Raw genomic sequence first — 25,083 nt, forward strand, 5'->3', positions numbered from 1 at the left:
CGGTCTACTGGACCCATGTCCCAGTACGGCCAGTTCTGCCCCGTCGCGAAGGCGATGGAGGTGCTCGACGAGCGGTGGACGCTGCTCGTGATCCGCGAGCTGCTGGCGGGCAGCACCCACTTCAACGAGCTGCGCCGCGGCAACCCGAAGATGTCACCCGCCCTGCTGTCCCGGCGGCTCCGGTCGCTCGAGCGCGCCGGCGTCGTCCGCCGCGACCTCGAGGACGGCCGCACCAGCTACCACCTGACCGCCGCCGGCGAGGAGCTCCGCCCGGTCGTCGAGGGCCTCGGCGCCTGGGGCATCCGGTGGATCGGCGACCTCGGCGAGGACGACCTCGACCCCCACCTGCTGCTCTGGGACATGCGGCGCACCGTGCCGGTGGAGGAGTGGCCGGCGCAGCGGACGGTCGTGCACTTCCACTTCGCCGACCAGCCCTCCGCGACCGCGCGCTGGTGGCTCTGCGTGGCCGACCAGCAGGCCGACGTCTGCGACTACGACCCCGGCTACGAGGTCACCGCGACCGTCGAGACGACCCTGTCGACGATGGTCAGGCTCTGGCGGGTCGACCGCACCTGGTCCGACGCGCTCCGCGCCGGCGACCTGCGGGTCGACGCCCCCACCGACGTACGCCGCGCGATGCCGACCTGGCTCGGCCAGATGTCGCTGGGCGCCGTGCCGCACGACCTGCGCGAGCCCGCCGCCGTGCGCTGACCGACACGGCTGGACACCTGTCCAGTGGCAGGATGGACCGCGTGACGCAGGACCTCAGCGCCGTGGCCTGGCCGGTGCGCACCGACCGTCTGACCCTCCGCCCCGCGACCCTCGACGACGTCGCGGCCCTCTGGCGGATCCGCCGGATCCCCTCGGTCCACGAGTGGCTCGGCCACGACTTCAGCGACGAGGCGCGGTTCGCCGAGATGATGGCCGATCCCGACCGGCTCACCACGACGCTCGTCATCGAGCTCGACGGCGCGGTCGTCGGCGACCTCTACCTGCGCGTCACCGACGCCTGGGCCCAGAGCGACGTCGCCGAGCAGGCGAGGAACACCGTGGCCGAGATCGGCTGGGTGCTCGACCCCGCCCACGAGGGCCGCGGCCTGGCCACCGAGGCGGCGCGCGAGCTGCTGCGGATCAGCTTCGAGGACCTCGGCGTACGCCGGGTCAAGGCGCTCTGCTTCGCCGACAACGAGCCGTCGTGGCGGCTGATGGAGCGGCTCGGCATGCGCCGCGAGGAGCACGCGCGGGCCGACTCGCTGCACCGCACGAAGGGCTGGCTCGACGGCTTCACCTATGCGCTGCTGGTCAGCGAGTGGTCTCCCGGACCATCGTCTGCTGGTGCATGATCCGGCCCTGGTAGCGCGACCCCGGGACCACCGGCGTCGGCCCGTGCTTGCGGAAGCCGACGTGCTCGAAGAAGCCGATCGCGCGGGCGTTCTCCGCCGAGGTCTGCAGGTAGCAGCCGGGCGACCCGACGGAGCGGAGCCGGTCGAACCACAGCTCCATCAGCCGAGCCCCGGCACCCGTGCCGCGCGCCTCCGCGGCGATGTCGATGTGCAGGTGGCTGGGCCAGCGCGGGTCGTCGAGCTCCTCGGCGACGGGCTCGCCGCGGCCACGGCAGACGCGCGCGTCGTACGCCGCCCGGGCCAGGTAGAGCGCCGGCCGCGGGCGGAGCCGGATCCGGTGCCGGCGGGCGGCGACCTCGAAGCGCTCCTCCTCGCTGGGGAAGGCCGCGTCGTCGACGCAGCCGGCGAGGTAGCCGGCCGGGAGGTCGTCGACGGTGACCACGAAGACCGAGGCGGGCTCGAGGTCGAGGTAGGGCGTCAGGTAGACGTCGGCCACCGACGGCTCGTGCCCCCAGGCCTCACCGCCGGGGGCTCCGGCGCCGGCCGCACCGAACGCCGCGACCAGGCCGGCGCGGTCGCGTGGGTCGTAGGGACGGACCTCGACGGTCACGAACGGACCAGGCGGGCGATCGCCTCGGACGCCTCCTGGAGCTTCGCCTCGCCCTCGGGCCCTCCGGCGCGCGCGGCGTCGACGACGCAGTGGTTGAGGTGCTCGTCGAGCAGCCCGAGCGCGACCGCCTGGAGCGCCTTGGTGGCGGCCGAGACCTGGGTGAGGATGTCGATGCAGTAGGCCTCGTCGTCGACCATCCGGGAGATGCCCTTCACCTGGCCCTCGATCCGGCGCAGGCGCTTGAGGTAGTCGTCCTTGCGGGTCAGGTAGCCCGGGTGGGCCTGCTCGTCGCTCATGCCGTGCTCCTCTCGCCGGATACCCCATTGGGGTATCGCCGTCGAGGGTACTCCCCGACCCTCGGATCAGCCCTCGAGCAGACCGCTCGCCACCGCAGCGGCGATGCTCGGCGCGAGCGGCAGCCGGGGCAGGAGCGTCGCCTGGACGGCGTGGTAGAGGTCCGGCTTGCCCGACCAGGTGCCGGCCGCGGGCCGGTTCTCCGGGTCGAGCTCGTGCCACCACGACCCGCCGTCGCGATCGATCAGGTGCCCCTCGATGTAGTCCCAGGAGCGCGCGTACCACGCCTCGTACGCCGGGTCCCCGGTGCGCCGCGCGAGGGCGGCGGCCGCGGCGCCGGCCTCGGCCGCGACCCAGTGCATCCGCTGACGGACGACCGGGGTCCCGGACCAGTCGGTGGTGTAGACGAAGCCGGGCGCCCCGTCCGGCGCCCACCCGTCGGTGACCGCGCGGTCGAAGAGCCGGGTGGCCGCGTCGGCCAGGCCGGGCGGCGCCTCGTGGCCGAGGGTGGCCTCGACCTGGAGCAGCAGCCGGGCCCACTCCAGCCCGTGGCCGACGGTCGCGCCGTACGGCTTGAAGGGGTCGGCGGGCCGGTCACGGTTGTGCTCGGGCAGCGGGGTCCACCCGGCGTCGTAGTGCTCGGGGATCCGCCAGTCGTGCGCCGCGGCGACCGTGGCCACCCGGCCCGCGACCCGGCCCGCGCGGCGCGCCCACGCGACGTCGCCGGTCGCGTCCGTCGCGGCCATCATCGCCTCGACGGCGTGCATGTTGCCGTTGATGCCGCGGTAGGGGTCGACCGTCGTCCAGTCCCGGTCGATGGTGTCGACGCACATCCCGGCCGCGTCGTCCCAGAACCGCTCGAGGAAGACCGCCTGCGCCCGCTCGAGCAGCGCGTCCGCGCCGTCCAGCCCGGCGACGGCGGCCGTCGACCCCGCCAGCAGCGCGAACGCGTGGTCGTAGCAGCTCTTGGCCTCGCCGACCGGCCGGCCGTCGGCACCGACCGCGGAGAACCAGCCGCCGTGCTCGTCGTCGGCGAGCGTCGTCCGCAGCCCGCGCGCGACGTCCTCGGCGAGCGGCCGGCAGCCCGGCACGCCGAGCAACGATCCGATCGCGTAGACGTGCACCATCCGCGCCGTGATCCACAGGTGCACCGGCTGCTCGAGCAGCGGCTCGCCCCGGTCCCCCAGCACCGCGGCGCCACCCCGCGGGTGCGCGACGTCCCGTCCGAACTCCAGCAGCCGGAAGAGCTCGGCCTCCAGCCAGGCGCGGTGCGTCGACGTGCTCACCTGCGCACCTTACGGCGCGCCCTCCTTGCCGTTCGTCAGGCCAACCTTGACACTAGGGGTGGCTCGGCGCAGCGACTCGCGCTGGGCGGGGTGGTCGGCCGGCGACGAGTGACGGGCACACGGGGGTCTCGTCACCCGCGCTGGCCAGCGCCCCGCTCAGCGTGTTCTGCAGCTACGGGCCTTGATCAGGCGGTCGTGCTGCGCTCGCGGAGCTGCTCGACCCGGCGGGCGAAGCGCTCCCAGGCGGCCTGTCGCGAGACCCCCATGGCGGTGCCGATCGCGGCCCAGGACAGCTGGCGCGACCGGGCGAGCTCGACCCACTCCACCAGGAAGTCGTCGACCTGCTCGGCCGTTCGGGCGATCAGCGGGAGGTTGCTGAGGATCTCCGCGTCCGACATCGACTCCCACGGCGGCACGGAGGCCTTCGCGGTCTTCGCCGAGGACGAGAACACGTCGGCGTAGTGGGCCACGCAGCTCTCGCAGATCATCGCGCCGTGGCCGCCGGCGAAGAGCATCCCGCGCTTGCCGCGCACCCCGCAGAACGAGCAGTGCTTGCGCTCGACGTCGGTGTCCACGCGTCCTCCTCCTCCGGCTCAGTGGGCCATGTCGACGAAGCGGGAGTAGTGGCCCTGGAAGGCGACGGTGATGTCGCGGGTGGGGCCGTTGCGGTGCTTGGCGACGATGAGGTCGGCCTCGCCGGGGCGGGTCGACTCCTTCTCGTAGACGTCGTCGCGGTGGAGCAGGACGACCATGTCGGCATCCTGCTCGATCGAGCCGGACTCACGCAGGTCGCTCATCATCGGTCGCTTGTCGCCGCGCTGCTCGGGGCCACGGTTGAGCTGGGAGAGCGCGATGATCGGGATGCTGAGCTCCTTGGCCAGCAGCTTGATCTGCCGGGAGAACTCCGAGACCTCGAGCTGGCGGGACTCGACCTTCTTGCCGGAGGTCATCAGCTGGAGGTAGTCGATGACCATCAGCTTGAGGTCGTGCTTCTGCTTCAGGCGCCGGGCCTTGGCCCGGATCTCCATCATCGTCATGTTGGGCGAGTCGTCGATGAACATCGGCGCCGAGGAGACCTCGCCCATCTTGCGGGCCAGCTTGGCCCAGTCGTCGTCGTTCATGTTGCCGTTGCGGATGTGGTTGAGCGGCACCTTCGCCTCGGCCGAGAGCAGGCGCATGGTGATCTCCGAGCGCGTCATCTCGAGGCTGAAGAAGGCGCTGGTGAGGTTGTTGGCGATCGAGGCCGCGCGGCAGAAGTCGAGGGCCAGCGTCGACTTGCCCATGGCAGGACGGGCCGCGACGATGATCATCTGGCCGGCGTGCAGGCCGTTGGTCAGGTCGTCCATGTCGGCGAAGCCGGTCGGGACGCCGTAGAGCCCGGCCTCGCGGTTGGAGATCGCCTCGATCTCGTCGAGGACGCCGTCCATGATGTCGCTCAGCGGCGCGTAGTCCTCCGACGAGCGCTTGTCGGTGATCTTGTAGACCTCGGCCTGCGCCTCGTCGACGATGTCGTCGACCTGGCCCTCGCCGGCGTAGCCGATCTGCACGATCCGGGTGCCGGCGCCGACCAGCTTCCGCAGGATCGACTTCTCGCGGACGATCTCGGCGTAGTAGCCGGCGTTGGCCGCGATCGGGACGTTGGCCGAGAGCGTGTGGAGGTAGGGCGCGCCGCCGATCCGCTGGAGCTCGCCACGGCGCTGCAGCTCGGCGGCGACGGTGACCATGTCGACCGGCTCGCCGCGACCGTAGAGGTCGAGGACGACGTCGTAGATGGTCTCGTGCGCGGGGCGGTAGAAGTCCGTGCCCCGGATCGCCTCGGTGACGTCGGCGATGGCGTCCTTGGAGATCAGCATCGCCCCGAGCACCGACTGCTCGGCGGCCATGTCCTGCGGCGGGGTGCGGTCGCCAGGCGTGCTCGGCCGCTCGCCCGGGGCGTAGGGAGCGGGACCGTCGCCCCAACCGCCCATCGCCTCGTCGGGAGGGGGCTCGGAGAACACCCGTGCCTCGTGCTCGACGCTCACCACAGCTCCCTCGATCGTCCCCGGAATCGACCCTCTGCACGCACGGTAGAGGGCGCCGCCGACAGGCTCCGACGGGCCCGACGGGCACCCCACCCCGACCGAGCAGCCCGACCGACCGGGCAGACGCTATGCCTCGGGTCGCCCCCGGTGGAAGCGCCCTGTCCACACGGCACTGGGGATAACCGGTGCAGACCCGTGGAGTACCCCGGAAGCGGTGTGGAGCGCCCTGGGGATGACCTGTGGAAACGGACGCGTAGGGTCGACATACATGCGGTCTGACCTGCGAGAATGCGGCTGCACACGTTGTGGATCGAAAAAACAGGCCCCGCGGATCCGTTCACGGGCCGGTCAACTCGGCGTCACGTGGTGGTTTGTCGACAAGTGTCCCGGCACCGAGTTATGCACCGTTTGTCCACAGCCCCTGTGACTAGTCGGGTAAGAGACACCATCGCCCGATGACCCTGACGATGACTAGGACCCCATGACCCGCGGCACCACCCGACGCGGCAGCGAGCGTGCGCCCGACCGCGAGACGGACCGGGAGATCCTCCGGCTCGCCGTCCCGGCGTTCCTGGCCCTGGTCGCCGAGCCCCTCTTCCTGCTCGCCGACGCGGCCATCGTCGGCCACCTCGGCACCGCCCCCCTGGCCGCCCTCGGCATCGCCGGCGCGGTCCTCCAGACCGTCGTCGGACTGTGCGTCTTCCTCGCCTACGGCACCACCGGGAGCGTCGCCCGGCGACTGGGCGCCGGCGACCTCCGCGGCGCGCTCACCCAGGGCATCGACGGGCTCTGGCTGGCGGTCGGCATCGGAGCCGGCGTGACCGTGCTCGGCGTGCTGCTCGCCGGACCGCTCGCGCACGCGTTCGGCGCCTCCGACCAAGTGACGGGCCCGGCCACGACGTACCTGCGGGTCGCCTTCCTCGGCGTGGTGCCGCTCCTGCTGATGCTCGCCGCGACCGGGGTGCTGCGCGGACTCCAGGACACCCGCACGCCGCTCGTCGTCGCGATCGGCGGCAACGCGCTCAACGTCGTGCTCAACCTCGTCCTCGTCTACCCGGCCGGCCTCGGCCTGGCCGGGTCCGCCCTGGGGTCGGTGCTCGCCCAGGCGGCCAGCGCGACCGCGTTCGTGGTCGTGGTGGTCCGGGCGGCCCGGCGCGAAGGAGCCACGCTGCGACCCGACCTCGACGGCATCCGCGCGGCCGGGCGCGCCGGCGTCCCCCTCGTCGTCCGCACCCTCACCCTGCGCGGCGCCATCCTGCTCACGACGTACGTCGTGACCGCGGCGGCGGTCGGCGCGCGCGACCAGGAGGTCGACCTCGCGACCCACCAGCTCGCGATGACGCTGTGGGGCTTCCTGGCGTTCGTGCTCGACGCCATCGCGATCGCCGCGCAGGCGATCACCGGGCGCGCGCTCGGTGCGGGCGACGTCACCGGCACCCGGCGGCTCACCGCGCGGATGATCCGCTGGGGTGCGGTCGGCGGCGTGGTGACCGGCGTCCTGATCGCGCTCGCGAGCCCCGTGGTCGGCCACCTCTTCACCGGCGACGCCGACGTGCAGGACCTGCTGCTGCCCGTGCTGCTCGTGGTGGCCCTGGGCCAACCGGTCGCGGGCGTCGTGTTCGTCCTCGACGGCGTGCTCATCGGCGCCGGCGACGGGCGCTACCTCGCTCGGGCCGGCGTGCTCACGGTGGTCGTCTACGCGCCGGTCGCCGTCGCGTGCGCGGTGGCACACGCGGACCTGGTGGTGATCTGGCTGGCGTTCAGCGTGGTCTTCATGGGGGCGCGACTCGCGGTGCTCGTGCACCGCGAGCGCGGCGACGCCTGGCTGGTCACCGGGCCCTCCCTCGCCGAGCCCTAGGGTGACCGGGTGAAGCCGCTGCAGTCGATCGCGATGGGGTTCGTGATCATCGCGCTGTCGGCGCGGGTCGGCGGCTACGACCTGCTGGCCGACCCGGTCGGGTGGCTGCTCGTGCTCCAGGGCTTCGGCCGGCTGCCGGCCGCGCTCTCGCACCGCCCCACCCTGAGCACGCTCGGCTTCGTCGCGCTGGTGATGAGCGTCGTGCTGTGGTTCCCCGGTCTGGCCGACGGGCTCGAGAACACCGACGAGTCGCTGCTGTGGGCCGCCAACCTCCCGCAGCTCGCCTTCGTCGCGCTGCTCTGCCGGGCGCTGTCCGGCCTGACCGACGGGTCGGCGTACCGCTGGCTGCGGACCGCGTCGGTGCTGACCGTCGTCGCCGCCCTGCTCCCCGTCGTCGTCCTCGGCGCCGGCGAGTCGTCGCTCCTCGGCGTGATGGTGGTCGGCAGCGCCGCGGTCCTCGTGCTCGTCATCGTGCTGCTCTTCCGCTACGCCGCCCGCCCGTGGGCGCAGCCCGACGTCGACGCGGCCGGAGGAGTTTCATCGGCCGGCCGATGAAACTCCCGCCCGGACGACGAAGCTTCATCGTCCCAGCGCGAGGTCTGTCGGCCGGCCGATGAAACTCCCACGCGACCGGCCGGGCGGTCCTGACATGCGACAGGGGCCGCCCCTCCTGCTGGAGGGACGGCCCCTGTCGAGGTTCGGCCGGCGGCCGCTTTGCCGCTGCGCGCTCGGACCGGGTGCTCGTCGGGCGTCAGGCCGGGATGACGTTGAGGGCCACCGTGGCGGACACCTCGTCGTGCAGCTTGACCGACACCTCGTGGGCACCGAGCGACTTGATCGGGTTGGTGACCACGATCGTGCGCTTGTCGACCTTCTCGCCCGACGTCTCGGCGAGCGCGTCGGCGATCTCGGAGACCGTGACGGCGCCGAAGAGGCGGCCGCCGGCACCGGAGCGCACCTTGACGCTGACCGGGTTGGACTCGAGCTTGGTCTTGATCTCCTGGGCGTGGCCGAGGTCGCGGACGGCGCGCGAGGAGCGAGCAGACTTGATCTGCTCGACCTGCTTCTCGCCACCACGGGTCCACCGCAGCGCGAGGCCGCGCGGCACGAGGTAGTTGCGGCCGTAGCCGTCCTTCACCTCGACGACGTCGCCGGGGGCACCGAGACCGGTGACTTCCTGGGTCAGGATGAGCTTCATGTCGTCAGCTCCCTTCAGCGACCGGTGGAGGTGTAGGGCAGCAGGGCGACCTCACGGGCGTTCTTGACCGCGGTGGCCACGTCGCGCTGGTGCTGGACGCAGTTGCCGGTCACGCGACGCGCGCGGATCTTGCCGCGGTCGGAGATGAACTTGCGGAGCAGGGCGGTGTCCTTGTAGTCGACACCGGTCGCCTTCTCCTTGCAGAACTGGCAAACCTTCTTCTTCGGCTTGCGAATCACTGCCTTGGCCATTGTGGTGCTTCCTTTCTAGAAGCCCGGCGCGAGCCGGAATGGTTGAGGGTGTTCGGTTGGAAGGGTGATGCTGGATCAGAACGGAGGCTCGTCGGAGCCGGCGCCCGGGGCACCCCAGGGGTCGTTGCCCCCGCCGCCCTGGCCGCCACCCTGCGGAGCAGGGGTCGCCCAGGGGTCGTTGGCAGGAGCGCCGCCGCCACCCTGGGGGCGCGACTGGCCGCCGCCACCGCCGGAGTAGCCACCGCCGCCACCACCGCGCGAGGCGCGGGTGACCTTGGCCGTGGCGAACGCGAGCGCGGGGCCGACCTCGTCGACCTCGAGCTCCACGACGGTGCGCTTCTCGCCCTCACGGGTCTCGTACGAGCGCTGCTTCAGGCGGCCCTGCACGATCACGCGCATGCCGCGCTGCAGGGACTCGGCGACGTTCTCCGCGGCCTGCCGCCACACCGAGCAGGAGAGGAACAGCGCGTCGCCGTCCTTCCACTCGTTGGTCTGCCGGTCGAAGGTGCGCGGCGTCGACGCGATCCGGAAGTTGGCCACGGCCGCACCCGACGGGGTGAAGCGCAGCTCCGGGTCGTCGACGAGGTTGCCGACCACCGTGATGACGGTCTCGCCTGCCATGGAAGCTCCCTTGGGGGTTGGTTCTGATCAGAGTCGTCCGACCACGTCAGCACATCGTTGCCGGTGGCACCGACGCTGGGAAGTGGTCGTCCACAAGAAGGGTCCGGCGCTCAGTGAGCGTCGGGGCGCATGACCTTCGTGCGGAGGATCGACTCGTTGAGCGTGAGCTGGCGGTCGAGCTCCTTGACCGTGGCCGGCTCGGCGTTCAGGTTGATGACGGCGTAGATGCCCTCGGCGTTCTTCTTGATCTCGTAGGCGAGTCGACGCCGACCCCACACGTCGACGGACTCGACGCTGCCGCCGTCGTTGCGGACGACGTTGAGGTACTTGTCGAGCGACGGCTGAACCGTCCGCTCCTCGAGACTCGGGTCGAGGATGACCATCACTTCATAGGCACGCACAGCGGTCTCCACCTCCTCTGGACTAGAGCGGCCACGGACTCTCCGTGGCAGGAGGGCTTGCGTTGGTGTTGCGGTGTCCTGTGGCCGGACCCGTCGGTGGGACGGCACAGGGAACGCCCCAGGCTAGCAGCGGTGGACGCCCGCGATGAATTCGCCGCCGAGCGGGTAGGAGGGCGCCATGACCGAGGGTACGGCGGTGGCCGGCCGCTACGTCCTCCTCGACCGGGTCGGGACCGGCGGGATGGGCGCCGTGTGGCGCGCCCGGGACGTCCGCGCCGCCCCGGGCCAGGACGGCGTCGTCGCGGTCAAGGTGCTCGGCGGGCACGACGCCTCGATGCTGCTGCGCTTCGTGCGCGAGCAGTCGGTGCGGATCCGGCACCCGCACGTCGTCGCCCCCACCGGCTGGGCCGCCGAGGACCACCAGGTCGTGCTCGCGATGGACCTCGTGCGCGGCGGCTCGGTGGCCGACCTGCTCCTCGAGACGGGCGCGCTGCCCGCGTCGTACGCCGCGGTGCTCCTCGACCAGCTGCTCCAGGCGCTGACGGCCGTGCACGCCGCGGGCGTCGTGCACCGCGACGTGAAGCCGGCCAACCTGCTGCTGGAGCCGGGGTCGCCGTACCTGCGGCTCGGGGACTTCGGGGTCGCCGTCGCGGTCGACGACATCCGGCTCACCCGGGACCGCGGCGTCGTCGGCACCGACGGCTACCTCGCGCCGGAGGTGCTCGCCGGCGCCCCGCCGGAGCCGCGCCACGACCTGTACGCCGTCGGCGTCGTCGCCTCGCAGCTGCTCACGGGGCGCCCGCCGCGGCCCGGCGTGCGACCGCTGGTGCCGGAGGGTCCGCTGCGGCCGTGGGCCGAGGCGCTGACCGAGCCCGACCCCGACCTGCGACCGCCGTCCGCGGCGATCGCGCTGGAGCGGCTGCGCCGGATCGAGGTGCCGCCGGACCTCCCGTGGCCGACCGTGCCCGACCGGGTCGGCGACCCGCCGCGCCCGACCGGCCCGCGCTGGCCGGTGGTCGTCAGCGCCGCCTCCCTGGTGGTGATCGTCGGCTGCCTGGTCGCGATCGGGCTGATGCTGACCTAGGGACCACGACCGTCCGCGGCTGCGCCTACGGTGGGCCCATGAGCACGAGCATCGCCGTCGGGGCCCACGTCGAGCAGAGCGACCCGGTCGCCGAGGCGCAGGCGCGCTCGATGCCGCACGTCCAGTTCTTCCTGGGTGACCCGCAGGGCTACCGGGGTCCCGAGTTCGCGTACGCCGGGGGCGCCGAGGGCCTCAAGGCCGACGCCGAGGCGGCCGGCATCGGGCTCTACGTGCACGCGCCGTACATCGTCAACGTCGCCACCACCAACAACCGGATCCGGATCCCCAGCCGCAAGCTGCTCCAGCAGCACGTCGACGCGGCCGCGTCGATCGGGGCGCGCGGGCTGATCGTGCACGGCGGGCACGTCAACAAGGACGACGACCCCGAGAAGGGCTTCGACAACTGGCGCAAGGCGATCGAGGCGGTCGACCTCAAGCTGCCGCTGCTCATCGAGAACACCGCCGGCGGCGACAACGCGATGACCCGCTACCTCGACCGGATCGCCCGGGTGTGGGACGCGATCTCGACGACCGAGCAGTTCGACCGGGTCGGCTTCTGCCTCGACACCTGCCACGCCCACGCCGGCGGCAACCCGCTCGAGACCGTCGTCGAGGACGTCCGGAGGATCACCGGGCGCATCGACCTCGTGCACTGCAACGACAGCCGCGACGACTTCGACTCCGGCGCCGACCGGCACGCCAACCTCGGCGCCGGCAAGGTCGACCCCGACCTGCTCGCCGCGGTGGTCCGCGACGCCGGTGCGCCGGTGATCCTGGAGACGCCGGGCGGGTCCGCGGAGCACGTCGCCGACGCCGGCTGGCTCTCCTCCCGGCTCTGACCGGGCGACCGGTCCGTAGGGTGGGGTGATGGCCACGACCACCGGAACGCCCATGCCGACCATCCAGGACGAGATGAACTCCCTCCTCCAGGAGGCGATCCGCGTCGCCGGCGGGCACCTGGCCGACGCGCCGACGTTCGCCCCCTTCGGTCTCGCGCGCACCCTGGGCGGCCAGATCGAGCGGGCCGAGATGACCGCCGAGGAGGGGTCGGTCGAGGTCGCCGCCGCCGACGTGCACAGCTCGCTGGTGCAGGCCCTCGCCGACCGCAGGGACCTCCTCGTCGCCGCCGCCGTGGTCTCCGACCTGCAGGCTCGCGACTCCGCGGGCGAGCTCATCACCCACCTGGTCCGGGTCGAGGTCGAGCACCGCGACGAGGGCGGGCGCACCCTCGCCGTCCTGGTCAGCTACGACCGTGCCGACGACGGCGTGGTCACCTTCAGCGACCAGCCCCGCACGGAGCCGGCCGAGCGCCGCATCTGGGTCTGATCCGCCTCCCCTCACAGGGGAGTCACAGACGCAGCACGGGGCGCGGCCAAGACGCGACTCCACCGTGGAGGCATGACCGCCACGCTGCTGCCTCCCGTCCAGGCCCCGAACGCGGGCGACGACGTACGCCGACCACGGCGTGACTGGTACCCCTTCGCCCTCGGCGGGCTGCTCCTCGCGACCGCGGTCCTCTACCTGTGGGGACTGAGCGAGTCCGGCTGGGGCAACAGCTTCTACGCCGCCGCCGCGCAGGCCGGCTCGGAGTCGTGGAAGGCCTTCTTCTTCGGCTCCTCCGACGCCGCCAACAGCATCACGGTCGACAAGACCCCGCTGTCGCTGTGGCCGATGGCGCTGTCGGTGCGGATCTTCGGGCTCTCCTCCTGGTCGATCCTCGTGCCGCAGGCGATCGAGGGCGTCCTCGCGGTGTGGCTGCTGGTCAGCACGGTCCGCCGTACGACGCGCTCCTCGGCCGCCGGCCTCATCGCCGGCGCCGCGCTCGCGGTCACCCCCGTGGCGGTGCTGATGTTCCGCTTCGACAACCCCGACGCGATGCTGGTGCTGCTCATGGTCGGCGCTGCGTACGCCGTGCTCCGGGCGATCGAGGCCCCGCTGGACCTTGGGGCGGTCAGGCACCCGGTCCGCTGGATGGCGCTGGCCGGCGTGCTGGTCGGGCTGGGCTTCCTCACCAAGATGCTCCAGGTCTTCCTGGTGCTGCCGGCCTTCGCGCTGGTCTACCTGGTCGCCGCCAACACCGGCGTCCTCAAGCGGCTCGGCCACCTGCTGGTCGCCTTCGGCTCGATGATCGCCGCCGCCGGTTGGTGGATCGCGATCGTCGAGCTGTGGCCGGCCTCGAGCCGCCCCTACATCGGTGGCTCCCAGGACAACTCGATCCTCGAGCTCACCCTCGGCTACAACGGCTTCGGCCGGCTCAACGGCAACGAGACCGGCTCCGTCGGCGGCGGTGGCGGCGGCACCGGCAGCGGCATGTGGGGCGAGACCGGCATCACCCGGCTCTTCAGCTCCGAGGTCGGCGGCCAGATCGCCTGGCTGCTGCCGACCGCGCTGCTGATGCTGGTCGCCGGCTTCTGGCTCGCCGGTCGGGCGCCGCGCACCGACCGGGTCCGGGCCGCGCTGATCCTGTGGGGCGGCTGGCTGCTGGTCACCGGGCTGACCTTCAGCTTCATGGCCGGGATCTTCCACGCCTACTACACCGTCGCCCTCGCCCCGGCCGTGGCCGCGCTCGTCGGCATCGGCGCCTGGCAGCTGTGGCAGCACCGCGGCACCCCGGTCGGCGCCTGCCTCGCGACCGCCGCGGTGCTGACCGCGACCGTCACCTCGTTCGTGCTCCTCACCGAGACCCCCGACTTCGTCCCGTGGCTGCGCTGGACCGTCCTCGTCCTCGGGCTGCTCGCCGCGATCGCGGTCGCCGGCCTCGGCTGGATGCCGCGCCGGATCGCCGCGGTCGTCGCGGCGGTCGCCGTCGCGGTCTCGCTCGCCGGCTCCGCGTCGTACGCCGTCGAGACGGCCGGCACCGCCCACACCGGCTCGATCCCGACCGCCGGCCCGAGCTCGTCGGGCGGCTTCGGCGGCGGCCCAGGCGGCGGGGGCGGCGGGATGCCCGGCGGTGGCGGCGGGATGACCCAGGGTGGCTCGACCACCGGCGGCACCCAGACCGGCGGCGCTCCCACCGGCGGCGGCATGAGCGGCCTGCTCGACAGCAGCTCGCCGGGCGCCGAGCTCGTCGAGGCGCTGCAGGCCGACGCCGGCGACTACACCTGGGTCGCGGCGGCCGTCGGCTCCAACTCGGCCGCCGGCTACCAGCTGGCCACCGAGGAGCCCGTGATGGCGATCGGCGGCTTCAACGGCAGCGACCCGAGTCCCACGCTCGAGGAGTTCGAGCAGTACGTCGCGAACGGCGAGATCCACTACTTCATCGGCGGGTCCGGCTTCGGCCAGTCGCAGGGCGGCAGCTCGGCGAGCAGCGACATCGCCGCCTGGGTGGCGGACAACTTCACCGCCACGACCATCGACGGGGTCACCGTCTACGACCTCAGCGGCGGGGCGGACCAGTGAGCGCGGCCGAGCCGTGGGAGCGGCCGGCGCCGCGGACCGGCGTGGCGGTGACGACTCTCGACGTGGTGATCCCCGTCTACAACGAGGAGCGCGACCTGGCCGCCTCGGTGCTGCGCGTGCGGGAGCACCTCGCGACGCTGCCGTGGTCCTCGCGGGTCACGATCGCGGACAACGCCAGCACCGACGGCACCGCCGTGATCGCGCGGCGCCTCGCGCACACCCATGACGACGTCCGCGTCGTGCACCTGGCCGAGAAGGGCCGCGGTCGGGCGCTGAAGCGGGTGTGGTCGGAGTCCGATGCCGCGGTGCTCGTCTACATGGACGTCGACCTCTCGACCGACCTCAACGCCCTGCTGCCACTGGTGGCGCCGCTGATCAGCGGTCACTCCGACCTGGCGATCGGCAGCCGGCTGCAGCGCGGGTCCCGCGTCGAGCGCGGGCCCAAGCGCGAGCTCATCTCGCGCGGCTACAACCTGCTGCTGCGGGGCGCGCTGCGGGCCCGGTTCTCCGACGCGCAGTGCGGCTTCAAGGCGATCCGCGCGGACGTCGCGCAGGTGGTGCTGCCGCTGGTCGAGGACAACGCGTGGTTCTTCGACACCGAGCTGCTGGTGCTCGCCGAGCGGGCCGGGCTGCGGATCCACGAGGTGCCGGTCGACTGGGTGGACGACCCGGACAGCCGTGTCGACATCCTGCGCACGGCGTACGACGATGTGCGCGGCGTGGTCCGCGTCGGCCGCGGCCTGGTCTCCGGCCGGCTGCCGGTCGGCGACGTCGCCGAGCGGCTGGGCCGCGCGTCGGCGGACGCCGGCGGCGGTCGGCTCGGGATGCAGGTGGTGATGTTCGGCCTGGTGGGGGTCGCCTCGACGATCGCCTACGCCGTGCTCTTCCTGCTGCTGCGCGGCACGCTGTCGGCCTTCGGGGCGAACCTCGTCGCGCTGCTGCTGACCACGGTCGCCAACACCGCCGTCAACCGGCGGCTGACCTTCGGCGTCCGCGGGTCGGAGCGGGCGGTGCAGCACCAGCTGCGCGGGCTGCTGGTCTTCGGGATCGGGCTGGCGGTCACCAGCGGATCGCTGTGGCTGCTGCACGCGACCGGCTCCACCTCGCACGCGGTCGAGGTCGTCGTGCTGACGATCGCGAACCTGGCGGTGACCGTGATGCGCTTCGCGGCCATGCGGGCGTGGGTCTTCGCCCGTCGGTGAACGGGTGGGTGGACGTGCGGGTGAGGGTCGCGTCCCCGGTGCGCGACCCTCACCCCCCGAGATCTCCCCGAGCTCAGATGGCGCTCAGCAGACCCGGATCGTGAGGGTGCGGACCTCGCCTCGCTCGGCGCGGTCGACCCGGCGGCGTACCAGCCGCAGTGGGCGGTCGTCGTCCCCGCCCGGGAACACCAGGAAGAGGAAACCGTGGTCGTCCTGCTCGAGCGGCACGAGGTGACCCGGCCGGTCGAGCAGGTGCCAGCGGCTGAGCCCGAGCCCCCGGCGACGGAACTTCAGCGCCAGGCGCGCCCCCGCCGGCACCGCCAGCTCGAAGCCGGGCTGGGGGTCGTGGACGATGTGCAGCGGCATCGAGCGGATGCTGCTCGCCTGGCTCGACGCCTGGCTCGGCTGCTGGCTCGGCTGCTGGGTCATCAGCGACATGCGGGGCTCCTCGGATCTCTCGATCTCCCTGACGTGGGTGAGGAGCGGCATGACGCGGCCCAGATACGTGTCCCGGCTAACCAAAACAGACGAGGGGCACCGGCGCGCTGTCGGCGGAGACCGCCGGCACCGCCTCGGCCAGCGCGGCGGCCGGATCGAGCCCCGCGGCGAGCCGCTGGTGGACGGCGACGAGCACGTCGTACGCCGCCCGGTCGTTGACCGCCGCCGGTGACGCGATGACGCAGCGAGCGCCGGCGTGGAGCCAGGCCGTGGTCATGCCGATCAGCTCCTCGCCCCAGCGCACGGTCGAGCGGCCGACCTCGCATGCGGAGAGCAGCACGACGTCCGGGACGCGGCGGAGCCGGTCCACGTCGTAGCCGAACCACGGGCCATCCGCGAGCTGGAGACCGGCGAACATCGCGTTCTCCGCGCTGTGCCGTCCGTGCGCCGCGACGTGCAGCACGTCCACCGACTCGGCGAGCTCGGTGACCGCGGCGGCGTTGGCGTCGGCCCCGGTGAGCACCCGCGCCCCCGTCCACTCCTTCGCGGCCGCCGTCACCTCGTCCTCGGCGCGCGCGACCCGCGGCCCGGCGACGAACCCGGCCGAGCCGACCCGCAGGGGCGTCGTCCGGCGCCCCAGCCAGGCCGTCGCGGACTGGGCGACGGTCACCGGGCGGCCGACGTACCCGGGCAGCAGCGTCCACGGGACACCGGCCAGCACGCCGGACGGCGTGAGCACCACGCGCCGCGACCCGACCGCGTCGAGGACCGGCGCGACGAGCAGGTCGGCCAGCACCCCGAGCCGGCCGGCGAGCTCGGCGCGCACGAACGCGCCCATCGCGTCGGGCAGGTCGCTGGCGGCCATGTCCAGGTCGGGCAGCAGGCCACCGAGCAGGGTGTCGAGCTCGTCGCGGTGGCCGAGGTCGACCCACGTCGCACCGGCCGACGTGACGATCAGGGCGACCGCGGCGGTCGCGGTGACGACGTACGCCGCCAGGGCGGTCCCGTCGTCGAGCGCGGCCACGACCTCGTCGAGGGTGACCGGGTCGGCGACCTCACCGGAGCCGCGGTGCTGCCAGGCGCGCTCGCGCACCCGCTGCCGCAGCTCGGCCTCGCGGGCCGCGTCGCGTCGGGACTCGGTGGCCATCTCCCGCAGCTCCGCGAGATCGGCGACGATCTGCTCGTCCGCGGGCGCCCGCACCGGCTGGACCCGGCTGGCCAGCATCCGCGCCCGCTCGGACCACTCGAAGAGCACCGCCGGCTTCCGCGACCCGACGGCCAGGGCCAGGCCGCGGACGCCGAGCCGCGTCCCCGCCCCGGCCACCCCGGTCTGCAGGTCCAGCGACCCGAAGGAGCTCTGCCACTCGTGCAGGTCGGCGAGCCCGGCCCGCAGGTGCTGGAGCGCGTTCGCCCGACGTCCGTCGGCGGCGGCCAGCTCCGCCCGGACGTCGCGGTCGAGGAGTCGCTGCGCCAGTGGGGCGCGCCGGCCGAGCCGCAGGGTCCGCAGCGCCACCCGCGCCTGGTCGGCCCGGTCCAGGCGCACCAGCACCCGCGCGACGTCGAGCCGCGCCTGCGTCGCCTCCCAGCGGAGGCCCTGCTGCTCGAGCTCCTCCGCCAGATCGCGGCCGCGGTCGATGGCCGTCTGGTCGACTCGGCCGGTGGCCACGTCCGCCGACAGCATCGTCGCCTCGGCCCGGACGCGCCATGCCTCCGCGCCCGTCCGACGGAACCGGAGCACCGCCTGCCGGGCGGCGGCCCGAGCGGCCTCGGCGTCGCGGTCGACCAGGCTGCGTGCGAGGGCCAGCTCCCCCTCGCCGCGGCGTTGGTGCAGGCCGCGCGGTCCGTACGCCGCCACGGCCGCGGCGAGCGCTGCGCTGCCCTCGGCGACCAGGCCCGCCGCCATCAGCACCTCGGCGCGGTCCTGCTCGACCATCGCCCGCATCACCGGGCTCTCGTCCGCGAACATCGGGTAGGCCGCGGCCAGATCGCGCAAGGCGGCCACGAGGTCTCCGGCGAGGAACTGGGTGTAGCCCAGGTTGTGGCGGGCCTTCGCCGCGCCGTATTCGTCGCCAGCGTCCCGGTAGGCCTCGAAGGACCGCTCGAACTCCCCGGCGGCCTCGGGCAGGTGCTTGCGCTGCAGCCTCACGTTGCCCCGGCTGAGGTGGACCCGGGCGAGGCGGGCGGGCTCGTCGAGCAGCGGGAGCGCCGCGTCGAGGTGCTCCATCGCCGAGGCGGTCTCCCCGCGGAGCATCTGCAGGAGACCGAGCTGCGAGTGGAGCACGCCCCGGGTCGCGGGCATCAGGTCGGGCATGCCCAGGGACCGCCGGCACAGCTCCATGGCCTCGTCGTGCGCCCCGGTCTCGGACAGCACGTAGGCGAGGCTGGCGCCCACCCGGGCGGCGAGGTCCGCGTCGACAGAGCGGCCGGAGTCGAGATCCGCCCGCGCGCGTTCGAGGAGCCGCCGCGCCTCCCGGTGCCGTCCGCGGTTCATCGCGCGAACGCCCCGGGCGTGCAGGTCCTGGGCCGAAGTCACGTCCTCATGATCGCGCCATACCCGTGCAAGACGTGACCGCATTCCACGCGACACTCACCGCGGCCGCTGCGTCGACCGGTGAGTCGGCCGGCTCGAGGTGCCCCAGGAGGGCGGCCGCGACAGTCCCGGCGACGACCGGAGCGCTGAACGACGTGCCGCTCCAGACGGCGAAACCGCCGCGGAAGTCATCCGGGTCGATCGCCTCACGGAGCCGTCCGAATGCCTGCGTCCGCGCGAGCGGCTCGAAGCCTCCCTGGAAGGCGGGCATGGTGCTCACCACCGAGGCGCCGGAGGCGCGCGTACGGACCCATGGACCGGCGTTGCTGAACATCGCCTCGCTGCGGCGGTTCGGGTTCAGCGCACCGACGGACACGAGCGGGGCGATGTCGGGGTTGAGGTGGATCGGTCCCTCGCCGTCCTCCCACGGTCCGAACGCGGCGGGGAAGGAGGGTCGGCTGGTCGCGTCGTTCCCGGCCGAGCACACCACGACGACGCCGTTGGCCATCATCTCCTCGAGGATCGCGTACATCGTCGGATCGAAGAGCTCGTCCTCGGGGGTCTCGTGGTAGTAGCCCATCGACAGGTTGAGGACGTCGATCGGGTGACCTCCCGGCTCGCCCGCACGATGACGACGCGCTATCTCGGCGATCTGCGCGAGCGTGGCGACCAGGTCGGACTCGACGATCGGGCCGTCGGACGGAACGACCCGCCAGGCCAGGATGTCGGCGTCCGGGCAGCGCTGACGGACGAGACCGGCGATGAACGTGCCGTGTCCGGCGAGCGGGTCGATCGCGCCGTCGAGCGGACCGTCGATGTCACCGTCGATCTCGGGCGAGACGGAGTCCGCGTCCGAGTAGCCGATCGGAGCGCCGTCGAGCGTCACCGTGGTGTCGACGACGCCGTCCAGCCACGGGTGCCGGCCGCAGCCGGTGTCGAGGATCGCGACCACGGGACGGCGCCCGGTGATGTCCTCGTCGGGCGCGCGTCGAGGCGCGGGTCCGACGTACGCGACGGGCTGCCGTCCGCCGAAGCCGATCACCAGGTAGCTGGCGATGGCCCGTGACCCACGGGCATCGGCGGTCGGGTTCGAGTCGTGGAGCGGGTTCGAGTCGTGGAGCGGGTTGCTGTCGTGGAGCGGGTTCGAGTCGTGGAGCGGGTTGCTGTCGTGCAACGGGTTCGAGTCGTGGAGCGGGTTGCTGTCGTGCAACGGGTTCGAGTCGTGGAGCGGGTCGGCGTCGATCGCCGGAGCGACGAGGTGGTCCAGGCTCACGCCCTTGACGGCGTCGACGCCGAACTGTGCCCGGGTCTGCTGCAGCAGCGTCCACGCGTCAGGGGCGATGGTGGCCCGGTTGGAGGCGACGACGAGGCGGAGCGGCTGGTAGCCGAACTTCAGGTCCACCGTGCGCGGATCCTCCGCCTCCGGGACCACGTCCCAGCCGAGCGGCTCGGCCACGACACGAAGCACCTGGAGGGCGTCGTCGACGTCGACCGTCTTCGAGACGAGCAGGCGCGGGCCGACGTAGACGGTCGGGCGGGGGACGACGCCGTCGACCATGAGGGCGGTCGCCGGGTCGAGCAGGCGGCCCTGGACGCCGGCGATGCTGGCGGCCCGCGGCGGGCGCGGGTCGCGATCGAGCTGCTTGCGCGGCGGTCGGGCGGGGCGGTCGGGCTTCTGGTCGGGGGTCTCGGACACGAGTGCCTCAGATCTCGAAGGTGGGGGTGGCGAAGGCCGGGCGGGCGACGTCGTGCGGCTCCAGCCGCAGCCGCATCAGCCCGACCGGCAGGTCGGTCAGCTCGAAGCGACCCGAGTCGCTCACCACCGCGGCATGGCTGCCGGTGGTGTCACCGGGCAGCGCCCGGATGGTCATGGGCTCGGCCGGGACGATCCAGCCGTCGACGCGCGAGCGACCGTTGTCGACCGCGATCCGCAGCAGGAGGTCGGTGTCGCCGTGCACGAACCGCAGCGTGTACGCCGAGGAGCCGCGGGCACCGGCCAGCTCGGTCGACCGCTCGACGAGCGACATCAGCTCGACGTCGAGGTCGGAGTCGGCCATCGCGGCGGCCGCCTGCATGGCGGCGACCAGGTGGTCGGGCACGGGGTCCCGCTCGGTCCACACGTCTCGAACGATCGCCAGGAGGGCGTCGCGGCTCAGCTCGCTCATCGGTGGTCACCTCCGGTCTCCATCAGCGCCACGCGCAGCTTGGCCAGGCACCGGCCGCGGGTCGGGCCGATGCTCCCCACGGGCATCCCGAGATCGGTCGCCAGCTCCCGGTAGTCGGGGCGGTCCTCGAAGGCCACGATCCGCAGCAGCCGGCGGCACCGCTCGGGCAGCCGGTCCACCGCCGCCCACAGCCGGTCTCCCTCGTCGTGCTGGACAGCACTCTCCTCCGCCGACCGCTGCCGCGGAAGGAGCGGTGCGAGGTCCTCGTCCTCGACCGGCATCGCCGACGTGGTCGCGTTCGCGACCCGCCAGGCCTCACGCCGGGCGGTCGTCGTCAGCCAGCCACCCACGGCGACCGGGTCGAGGATCGCCGTACGCCGCCGCACCAGCGCCAGCCAGGTCGTCTGCACGACGTCCTCGGCGGCGGTCTCGGAGAGGCGGTAGGCCCGGACGACGTGCCAGAGCACCGGCGTCATCACGGCGACGAGGTCGTCCAGCCCGGCGGGATCCCCGCCCACCCAGCGGTTGAAGCCGTCCGTCGCCTGGGTCCAGACGGCGTTCGGGCGCGCAGCGTCGCCCGGCCGCTCGGCACCGCCGCGCCCGGACCCGGTCCTGGCCATGGGACGTCCCGCTCCCCGTTGTCTCTCGATGAGGATCACGACCCCCAGGAGTCCGGGGCCGCGCTCCTGATACATCCTCCGTGAGGCGATCCTGCCGAGGAATCGCCTGGATCGGGGGACTTTCGGGCGGTCTGCGTCCGCGAACGCCGGTTCGGTAGCCTCGGACGGTGCCGTCCAGCCCCGAGATCACCGTCCGCGAGATCTCCGCCGACGAGCACCTGGCGTTCGTCCGCGGCCGCTCGTCCGCGAGCTTCCTGCAGACCCCCGCGTGGGGCCGGGTGAAGTCCGAGTGGGGCCGCGAGTCCCTCGGCTGGTACGCCGGGAGCGCGCTCGTCGGTGCCGGGCTGGTGCTCTACCGCCAGCTGCCCCGGGTCAGGCGGTACCTCGCCTACCTGCCCGAGGGACCGCTCCTCGACTGGGAGGTCGAGGACCTCGACCGCTGGCTCGCCCCGATGGCCGCCCACCTGAGGAAGAAGGGTGCCTTCGGCGTCCGGATGGGCCCGCCGGTCGTGACCCGGCGCTGGTCGGCCGCCACGGTCAAGGAGGGCATCGCCGCCGACGACGTGCACCGGCTCGGCGACCTGCCGCCCACCGAGCGCACCCACGAGGGCGCCCGCGTCACCGCGCAGCTGCTCGAGCTCGGTTGGCGTCCCCAGGCTGTCGAGGGCGGCTTCGCCGCCGGCCAGCCGCAGTACGTCTTCCAGATCCCCCTGGCCGGCCGCACCGAGGACGAGGTGCTCGCCGGCATGAACCAGCTCTGGCGCCGCAACATCAAGAAGGCCGTGAAGGAGGGCGTCGAGGTCACCACCGGCGACGACCTCGAGGCGTTCCACGAGCTCTACGTCCACACCGCGCAGCGCGATCACTTCACCCCGCGCCCGCTCCCCTACTTCCGCACCATGGTCGAGGCGCTCGGCGCCGAGGACCCCGACCGGATCCGGCTCTACTTCGCCCGCCACGAGGGCACCCTCGTCGCCTCCACCATCGCGATCCGGGTCGGCGCGCACGCGTGGTACTCCTACGGCGCCTCCTCGACCGAGAAGCGTGAGGTCCGCGGGTCCAACGCGATCCAGTGGCAGATGATCCGCGACGCGATGGCCGCGGGCGCCGACGTCTACGACCTGCGCGGCATCACCGACACCCTCGCCTCGGACGACCCGCACCTCGGGCTGATCCAGTTCAAGGTCGGCACCGGCGGCCAGGCGGTCGAGTACGTCGGCGAGTGGGACCTCCCGCTCAACAGGCCGCTGTACAAGGCGTTCGACGTCTACATGAGGAGGCGGGGCTGATGAGCCTGACCCTCACCGTCGACGGCGACCGCTGGCGCGCCCACCTGCGCGCCGTCGTCGACGCCGAGCCCGACCTGGTGCCGGTCGCGAAGGGCAACGGCTACGGCTTCGGCCTCGGGCGGCTGGCGCGCCGCGCGGAGTGGCTCGGCCTCGACACCCTGGCCGTCGGCACCTACGCCGAGCTGCCCGAGGTCGCCTCCCGCTACTCCGGCGACCTGCTCGTGCTCACGCCCTGGCGTCCGTTCGGGGCCGCGCTGGAGGTCGACCCGGAGGTCGCGAAGCGGGTCGTGCACACCGTCAGCCGGGCCGACGACGTGGCCGACCTGCTCGGCCGCCAGCCGGACGCGCGCTTCGTGCTCGAGCGCACGACCAGCATGCTGCGCCACGGCATGGCCGCGCGCGAGCTGTGGGCCGCGGCCCGCGCCCTCGCCGACCATCCGGGGGCGCGGCCGCAGGGGGTGGCGCTGCACCTCCCGCTCGCCCACGGTGCCCACCTGACCGAGGTGCACCGGCTGATGAACGACGTGGTCGCCGCCGAGGCCGACCTGCGCACCGTGTGGGTCTCCCACCTCAGCGCCGCCGAGCTCACGGCCCTGCGCGCGTCCTACCCCGACTTCCGCTTCCGTCCGCGGATCGGCACCGACCTGTGGCTCGGCGACCGCGGCGCACTGCGGGTCACCGCGACCGTGCTCGACGTGCACGAGGTCGAGCGCGGCGACGCGTTCGGCTACCGCCACCGCACGGCCCCGAAGGCCGGGCACATCCTGGTCGTCAGCGGCGGCACCGCGCACGGCATCGGCCTCGAGGCGCCGCTCGGCGACGCCAGCCTGCGCGGCCGTGCGGCGACCCTGGCCCGGGGCGGCCTGGACGCCGCGGGCTTCGTGCGGTCGCCCTTCTCGATCGACGGCAAGCAGCGGCTCTTCGCCGAGCCGCCGCACATGCAGGCCTCGATGCTCTTCCTCCCGCACGGCGCCCGGGTGCCGGCGGTCGGGGACGAGATCGACGTCCGGGTGCGCTACACCGCGACGGCGTTCGACCGCGTCGAGATCAGCTGACGCGACTGGCGCACCGGGTCGTGCGCCGGCCGCAGCAGGTCGCGCACGACCATCCCGACCAGGTAGAGCTCGCAGGCGACGCGGAGCAGCGTCGCGGCCCAGTAGAAGCCGGCGTCGCCGCCGGCCGCAGGCGCCAGGAAGCCGCCGAGGTACCACCAGACCGAGGCGAAGTAGAGCACCTCCCCGGCCTGCCAGATGATCAGGTCGCGCCAGCGCGGCCGCGCCAGCACGGCGAGCGGCAGCAGCCAGAGGACGTACTGCGGCGAGTAGACCTTGTTGAAGATCAGGAAGCCCGCGACGACCAGGAAGCCCAGCTGGGCGAGCCGCGGCGTCGCCGGTGCGCGCAGTCCGACCAGCGCGACGAGCACGCACCAGACGCCGAAGAGCAGCCAGGTCACCACGTTGATCGTGTGGGGGCTGAAGGAGAAGGGGTCGCCGGTCTGGTCCATGGCCTGCTGCACCACCAGCCAGAGCGACCCGAGGTCGGCGCCGCGCTCGGAGTTGAAGGTCCAGAAGACCTTCCACTCCGCACTGCCGGAGAGGTACGCCGGCGCGTTGACCAGCAGCCACGAGCCCGCGGCCGAGGCAGCCGTCACCGCGAGCGCGCGGTAGCGGCGCTGCCGCACGCAGATGACGAGGATCCCGCCGAGCAGGAAGAGGGGGTAGAGCTTGGCCGCGGTGCCGAGGCCGATCATCACCCCCGTCAGCACCGTGCGGTCCCGCGCCCACGCCCACAGCGCACCGGCCACGAAGACCACCGCGACCATGTCCCAGTTGACGAGCCCCGTGAGCAGCAGCGCCGGTGAGAGCGCGAACGCCGCGGCGTCCCACGGGCGGGTCGGATCGACGCCGGCGAGCAGCCAGGCCGAGATCAGCGCGAGCACCGCGAAGCCGAGCGCGTTGACGATGACGAAGATCCGCATCTCACGCTGGACCGTCGCCCACCCGCCCAGCTCGGCGGGCGAGGCGGCGTACCGCTTGCTCAGGTCGGGCGAGCCGTTGAGGACGTGCGTCACCCGCGCCATCCACCACGCCCAGTAGGAGATGCCGACGGGGTACTCCATCACCTCGTAGCGCTCGCGGTCCTGGGCGTCGTCGCTGTAGGGCCACAGGTCCTCGACGAACCCGCGCCCGGTGTAGAGGTAGGGCAGGTCGGAGTAGCACATGTGGGTGTAGCGGGCGTTGCCGTTCTGCCACGTGTCGTCGTAGCAGCTGCTCTTCTGGAGCATGCCGAGCGCGAAGCAGACGGCGGTCATCGCGAGGATGACGCGCACCGGCGTCCACCACCGGTGCCGGCCGGCGCGGGTGCCGACGGGACCGCCGACGCTCTCGCTCAGCGAGGCGACGACCGGGTCGTCACGGGTGGGGTCGACCCACGTACGACGACCCGACCCCATGCGACAGATCCTGCCTCAACC

Annotated in this window: 26 protein-coding genes; 11 read left to right on the forward strand and 15 right to left on the reverse strand. The window is 73.1% G+C overall.

The window, feature by feature from the left end:
• The first annotated feature begins 15 nt into the window (after positions 1-15).
• Together K8U61_RS08195 and K8U61_RS08200 are read left to right on the forward strand one after the other, a co-directional pair.
• Entirely contained in the window at positions 16-711 is a 696-nt protein-coding gene (locus K8U61_RS08195) for a winged helix-turn-helix transcriptional regulator (RefSeq protein ID WP_224122512.1), read from the forward strand.
• 32 nt (positions 712-743) lie between these two features.
• Complete coding sequence (locus K8U61_RS08200; RefSeq protein WP_372454209.1) at positions 744-1,343, forward strand: GNAT family N-acetyltransferase; 600 nt, start codon at positions 744-746, stop codon at positions 1,341-1,343.
• Here K8U61_RS08200 and K8U61_RS08205 read toward each other — a convergent pair.
• From K8U61_RS08205 to dnaB, 5 genes are all read right to left on the reverse strand, one after another.
• Positions 1,303-1,953 carry a GNAT family N-acetyltransferase gene (locus K8U61_RS08205; RefSeq protein ID WP_224122514.1) on the reverse strand — a complete coding sequence of 217 codons (651 nt, stop codon included), beginning with the start codon at positions 1,951-1,953 and terminating at the stop codon, positions 1,303-1,305. The genes K8U61_RS08200 and K8U61_RS08205 overlap by 41 nt on opposite strands.
• The gene (locus K8U61_RS08210; RefSeq protein ID WP_224122515.1) at positions 1,950-2,249 is read right to left on the reverse strand and encodes a metal-sensitive transcriptional regulator; all 300 of its coding nucleotides are present in this window, start codon (positions 2,247-2,249) and stop codon (positions 1,950-1,952) included. Before K8U61_RS08210 ends, K8U61_RS08205 begins: the two co-directional genes overlap by 4 nt.
• A 66-nt stretch (positions 2,250-2,315) precedes the next feature.
• Positions 2,316-3,533 (reverse strand): AGE family epimerase/isomerase, encoded by a 1,218-nt coding sequence (locus tag K8U61_RS08215; RefSeq protein ID WP_224122516.1) that lies wholly within the window; start codon positions 3,531-3,533, stop codon positions 2,316-2,318.
• Between the two features lie 185 nt (positions 3,534-3,718).
• Positions 3,719-4,108 carry a ClpX C4-type zinc finger protein gene (locus tag K8U61_RS08220; protein WP_224122517.1) on the reverse strand — a complete coding sequence of 130 codons (390 nt, stop codon included), beginning with the start codon at positions 4,106-4,108 and terminating at the stop codon, positions 3,719-3,721.
• Between the two features lie 18 nt (positions 4,109-4,126).
• Complete coding sequence (gene dnaB / locus K8U61_RS08225; RefSeq protein WP_224122627.1) at positions 4,127-5,500, reverse strand: replicative DNA helicase; 1,374 nt, start codon at positions 5,498-5,500, stop codon at positions 4,127-4,129.
• Positions 5,501-6,035: 535 nt separating this feature from the next.
• On the opposite strand from dnaB, the gene K8U61_RS08230 reads away from it, so the two are divergent.
• Together K8U61_RS08230 and K8U61_RS08235 are read left to right on the forward strand one after the other, a co-directional pair.
• Positions 6,036-7,412, forward strand: a complete 1,377-nt coding sequence (locus tag K8U61_RS08230) for an MATE family efflux transporter (protein ID WP_224122518.1) — start codon at positions 6,036-6,038, stop codon at positions 7,410-7,412.
• 9 nt (positions 7,413-7,421) lie between these two features.
• Positions 7,422-7,967 (forward strand): hypothetical protein, encoded by a 546-nt coding sequence (locus K8U61_RS08235; RefSeq protein ID WP_224122519.1) that lies wholly within the window; start codon positions 7,422-7,424, stop codon positions 7,965-7,967.
• 196 nt (positions 7,968-8,163) lie between these two features.
• Here the strand turns inward: K8U61_RS08235 and rplI are convergent, their stop codons facing one another.
• The 4 genes from rplI to rpsF form a co-directional block, all read right to left on the reverse strand.
• Positions 8,164-8,610: a 50S ribosomal protein L9 gene (gene rplI / locus K8U61_RS08240; protein ID WP_224122520.1), complete on the reverse strand. Its 447-nt coding sequence runs from the start codon at positions 8,608-8,610 to the stop codon at positions 8,164-8,166.
• 14 nt (positions 8,611-8,624) lie between these two features.
• Complete coding sequence (gene rpsR / locus K8U61_RS08245) at positions 8,625-8,861, reverse strand: 30S ribosomal protein S18 (RefSeq protein WP_028637855.1); 237 nt, start codon at positions 8,859-8,861, stop codon at positions 8,625-8,627.
• A 75-nt stretch (positions 8,862-8,936) separates the two neighbouring features.
• Complete coding sequence (locus K8U61_RS08250; protein WP_224122521.1) at positions 8,937-9,482, reverse strand: single-stranded DNA-binding protein; 546 nt, start codon at positions 9,480-9,482, stop codon at positions 8,937-8,939.
• Positions 9,483-9,592: 110 nt separating this feature from the next.
• Complete coding sequence (rpsF, locus tag K8U61_RS08255; protein WP_224122522.1) at positions 9,593-9,883, reverse strand: 30S ribosomal protein S6; 291 nt, start codon at positions 9,881-9,883, stop codon at positions 9,593-9,595.
• 178 nt (positions 9,884-10,061) lie between these two features.
• On the opposite strand from rpsF, the gene K8U61_RS08260 reads away from it, so the two are divergent.
• From K8U61_RS08260 to K8U61_RS08280, 5 genes are all read left to right on the forward strand, one after another.
• The gene (locus K8U61_RS08260) at positions 10,062-10,967 is read left to right on the forward strand and encodes a serine/threonine-protein kinase (protein WP_224122523.1); all 906 of its coding nucleotides are present in this window, start codon (positions 10,062-10,064) and stop codon (positions 10,965-10,967) included.
• A 38-nt stretch (positions 10,968-11,005) separates the two neighbouring features.
• Positions 11,006-11,806, forward strand: a complete 801-nt coding sequence (locus tag K8U61_RS08265; protein WP_224122524.1) for a deoxyribonuclease IV — start codon at positions 11,006-11,008, stop codon at positions 11,804-11,806.
• Positions 11,807-11,834: 28 nt separating this feature from the next.
• A complete protein-coding gene (locus K8U61_RS08270) occupies positions 11,835-12,293 on the forward strand; it encodes a hypothetical protein (RefSeq protein WP_224122525.1) in 459 nt (152 codons plus the stop codon).
• A gap of 72 nt (positions 12,294-12,365) precedes the next feature.
• On the forward strand, positions 12,366-14,366 hold the full coding sequence (locus K8U61_RS08275; protein ID WP_224122526.1) for an ArnT family glycosyltransferase: 2,001 nt from the start codon (positions 12,366-12,368) through the stop codon (positions 14,364-14,366).
• Positions 14,363-15,568 carry a bifunctional glycosyltransferase family 2/GtrA family protein gene (locus K8U61_RS08280; RefSeq protein ID WP_224122527.1) on the forward strand — a complete coding sequence of 402 codons (1,206 nt, stop codon included), beginning with the start codon at positions 14,363-14,365 and terminating at the stop codon, positions 15,566-15,568. The genes K8U61_RS08275 and K8U61_RS08280 overlap by 4 nt, the downstream gene beginning before the upstream one ends.
• An 84-nt stretch (positions 15,569-15,652) precedes the next feature.
• Here the strand turns inward: K8U61_RS08280 and K8U61_RS08285 are convergent, their stop codons facing one another.
• From K8U61_RS08285 to K8U61_RS08305, 5 genes are all read right to left on the reverse strand, one after another.
• Positions 15,653-16,006 carry a hypothetical protein gene (locus tag K8U61_RS08285; protein ID WP_224122528.1) on the reverse strand — a complete coding sequence of 118 codons (354 nt, stop codon included), beginning with the start codon at positions 16,004-16,006 and terminating at the stop codon, positions 15,653-15,655.
• 76 nt (positions 16,007-16,082) lie between these two features.
• A complete protein-coding gene (locus tag K8U61_RS25410) occupies positions 16,083-18,539 on the reverse strand; it encodes a CHAT domain-containing protein (protein WP_224122529.1) in 2,457 nt (818 codons plus the stop codon).
• Between the two features lie 4 nt (positions 18,540-18,543).
• Positions 18,544-20,232, reverse strand: a complete 1,689-nt coding sequence (locus tag K8U61_RS08295; RefSeq protein WP_224122530.1) for a S8/S53 family peptidase — start codon at positions 20,230-20,232, stop codon at positions 18,544-18,546.
• A 7-nt stretch (positions 20,233-20,239) separates the two neighbouring features.
• Positions 20,240-20,701 carry a hypothetical protein gene (locus tag K8U61_RS08300; RefSeq protein WP_224122531.1) on the reverse strand — a complete coding sequence of 154 codons (462 nt, stop codon included), beginning with the start codon at positions 20,699-20,701 and terminating at the stop codon, positions 20,240-20,242.
• Positions 20,698-21,321 (reverse strand): RNA polymerase sigma factor, encoded by a 624-nt coding sequence (locus K8U61_RS08305; RefSeq protein WP_224122532.1) that lies wholly within the window; start codon positions 21,319-21,321, stop codon positions 20,698-20,700. Before K8U61_RS08305 ends, K8U61_RS08300 begins: the two co-directional genes overlap by 4 nt.
• A 167-nt stretch (positions 21,322-21,488) precedes the next feature.
• On the opposite strand from K8U61_RS08305, the gene K8U61_RS08310 reads away from it, so the two are divergent.
• Together K8U61_RS08310 and K8U61_RS08315 are read left to right on the forward strand one after the other, a co-directional pair.
• Positions 21,489-22,610: a lipid II:glycine glycyltransferase FemX gene (locus tag K8U61_RS08310; RefSeq protein WP_224122533.1), complete on the forward strand. Its 1,122-nt coding sequence runs from the start codon at positions 21,489-21,491 to the stop codon at positions 22,608-22,610.
• Entirely contained in the window at positions 22,610-23,665 is a 1,056-nt protein-coding gene (locus K8U61_RS08315) for an alanine racemase (protein ID WP_224122534.1), read from the forward strand. The genes K8U61_RS08310 and K8U61_RS08315 overlap by 1 nt, the downstream gene beginning before the upstream one ends.
• Here K8U61_RS08315 and K8U61_RS08320 read toward each other — a convergent pair.
• The gene (locus K8U61_RS08320) at positions 23,626-25,062 is read right to left on the reverse strand and encodes a glycosyltransferase family 87 protein (protein ID WP_224122535.1); all 1,437 of its coding nucleotides are present in this window, start codon (positions 25,060-25,062) and stop codon (positions 23,626-23,628) included. The genes K8U61_RS08315 and K8U61_RS08320 overlap by 40 nt on opposite strands.
• Positions 25,063-25,083: the final 21 nt, after the last annotated feature.

The organism is Nocardioides mangrovi (assembly GCF_020073815.1).
GTDB lineage: Bacteria > Actinomycetota > Actinomycetes > Propionibacteriales > Nocardioidaceae > Nocardioides > Nocardioides mangrovi.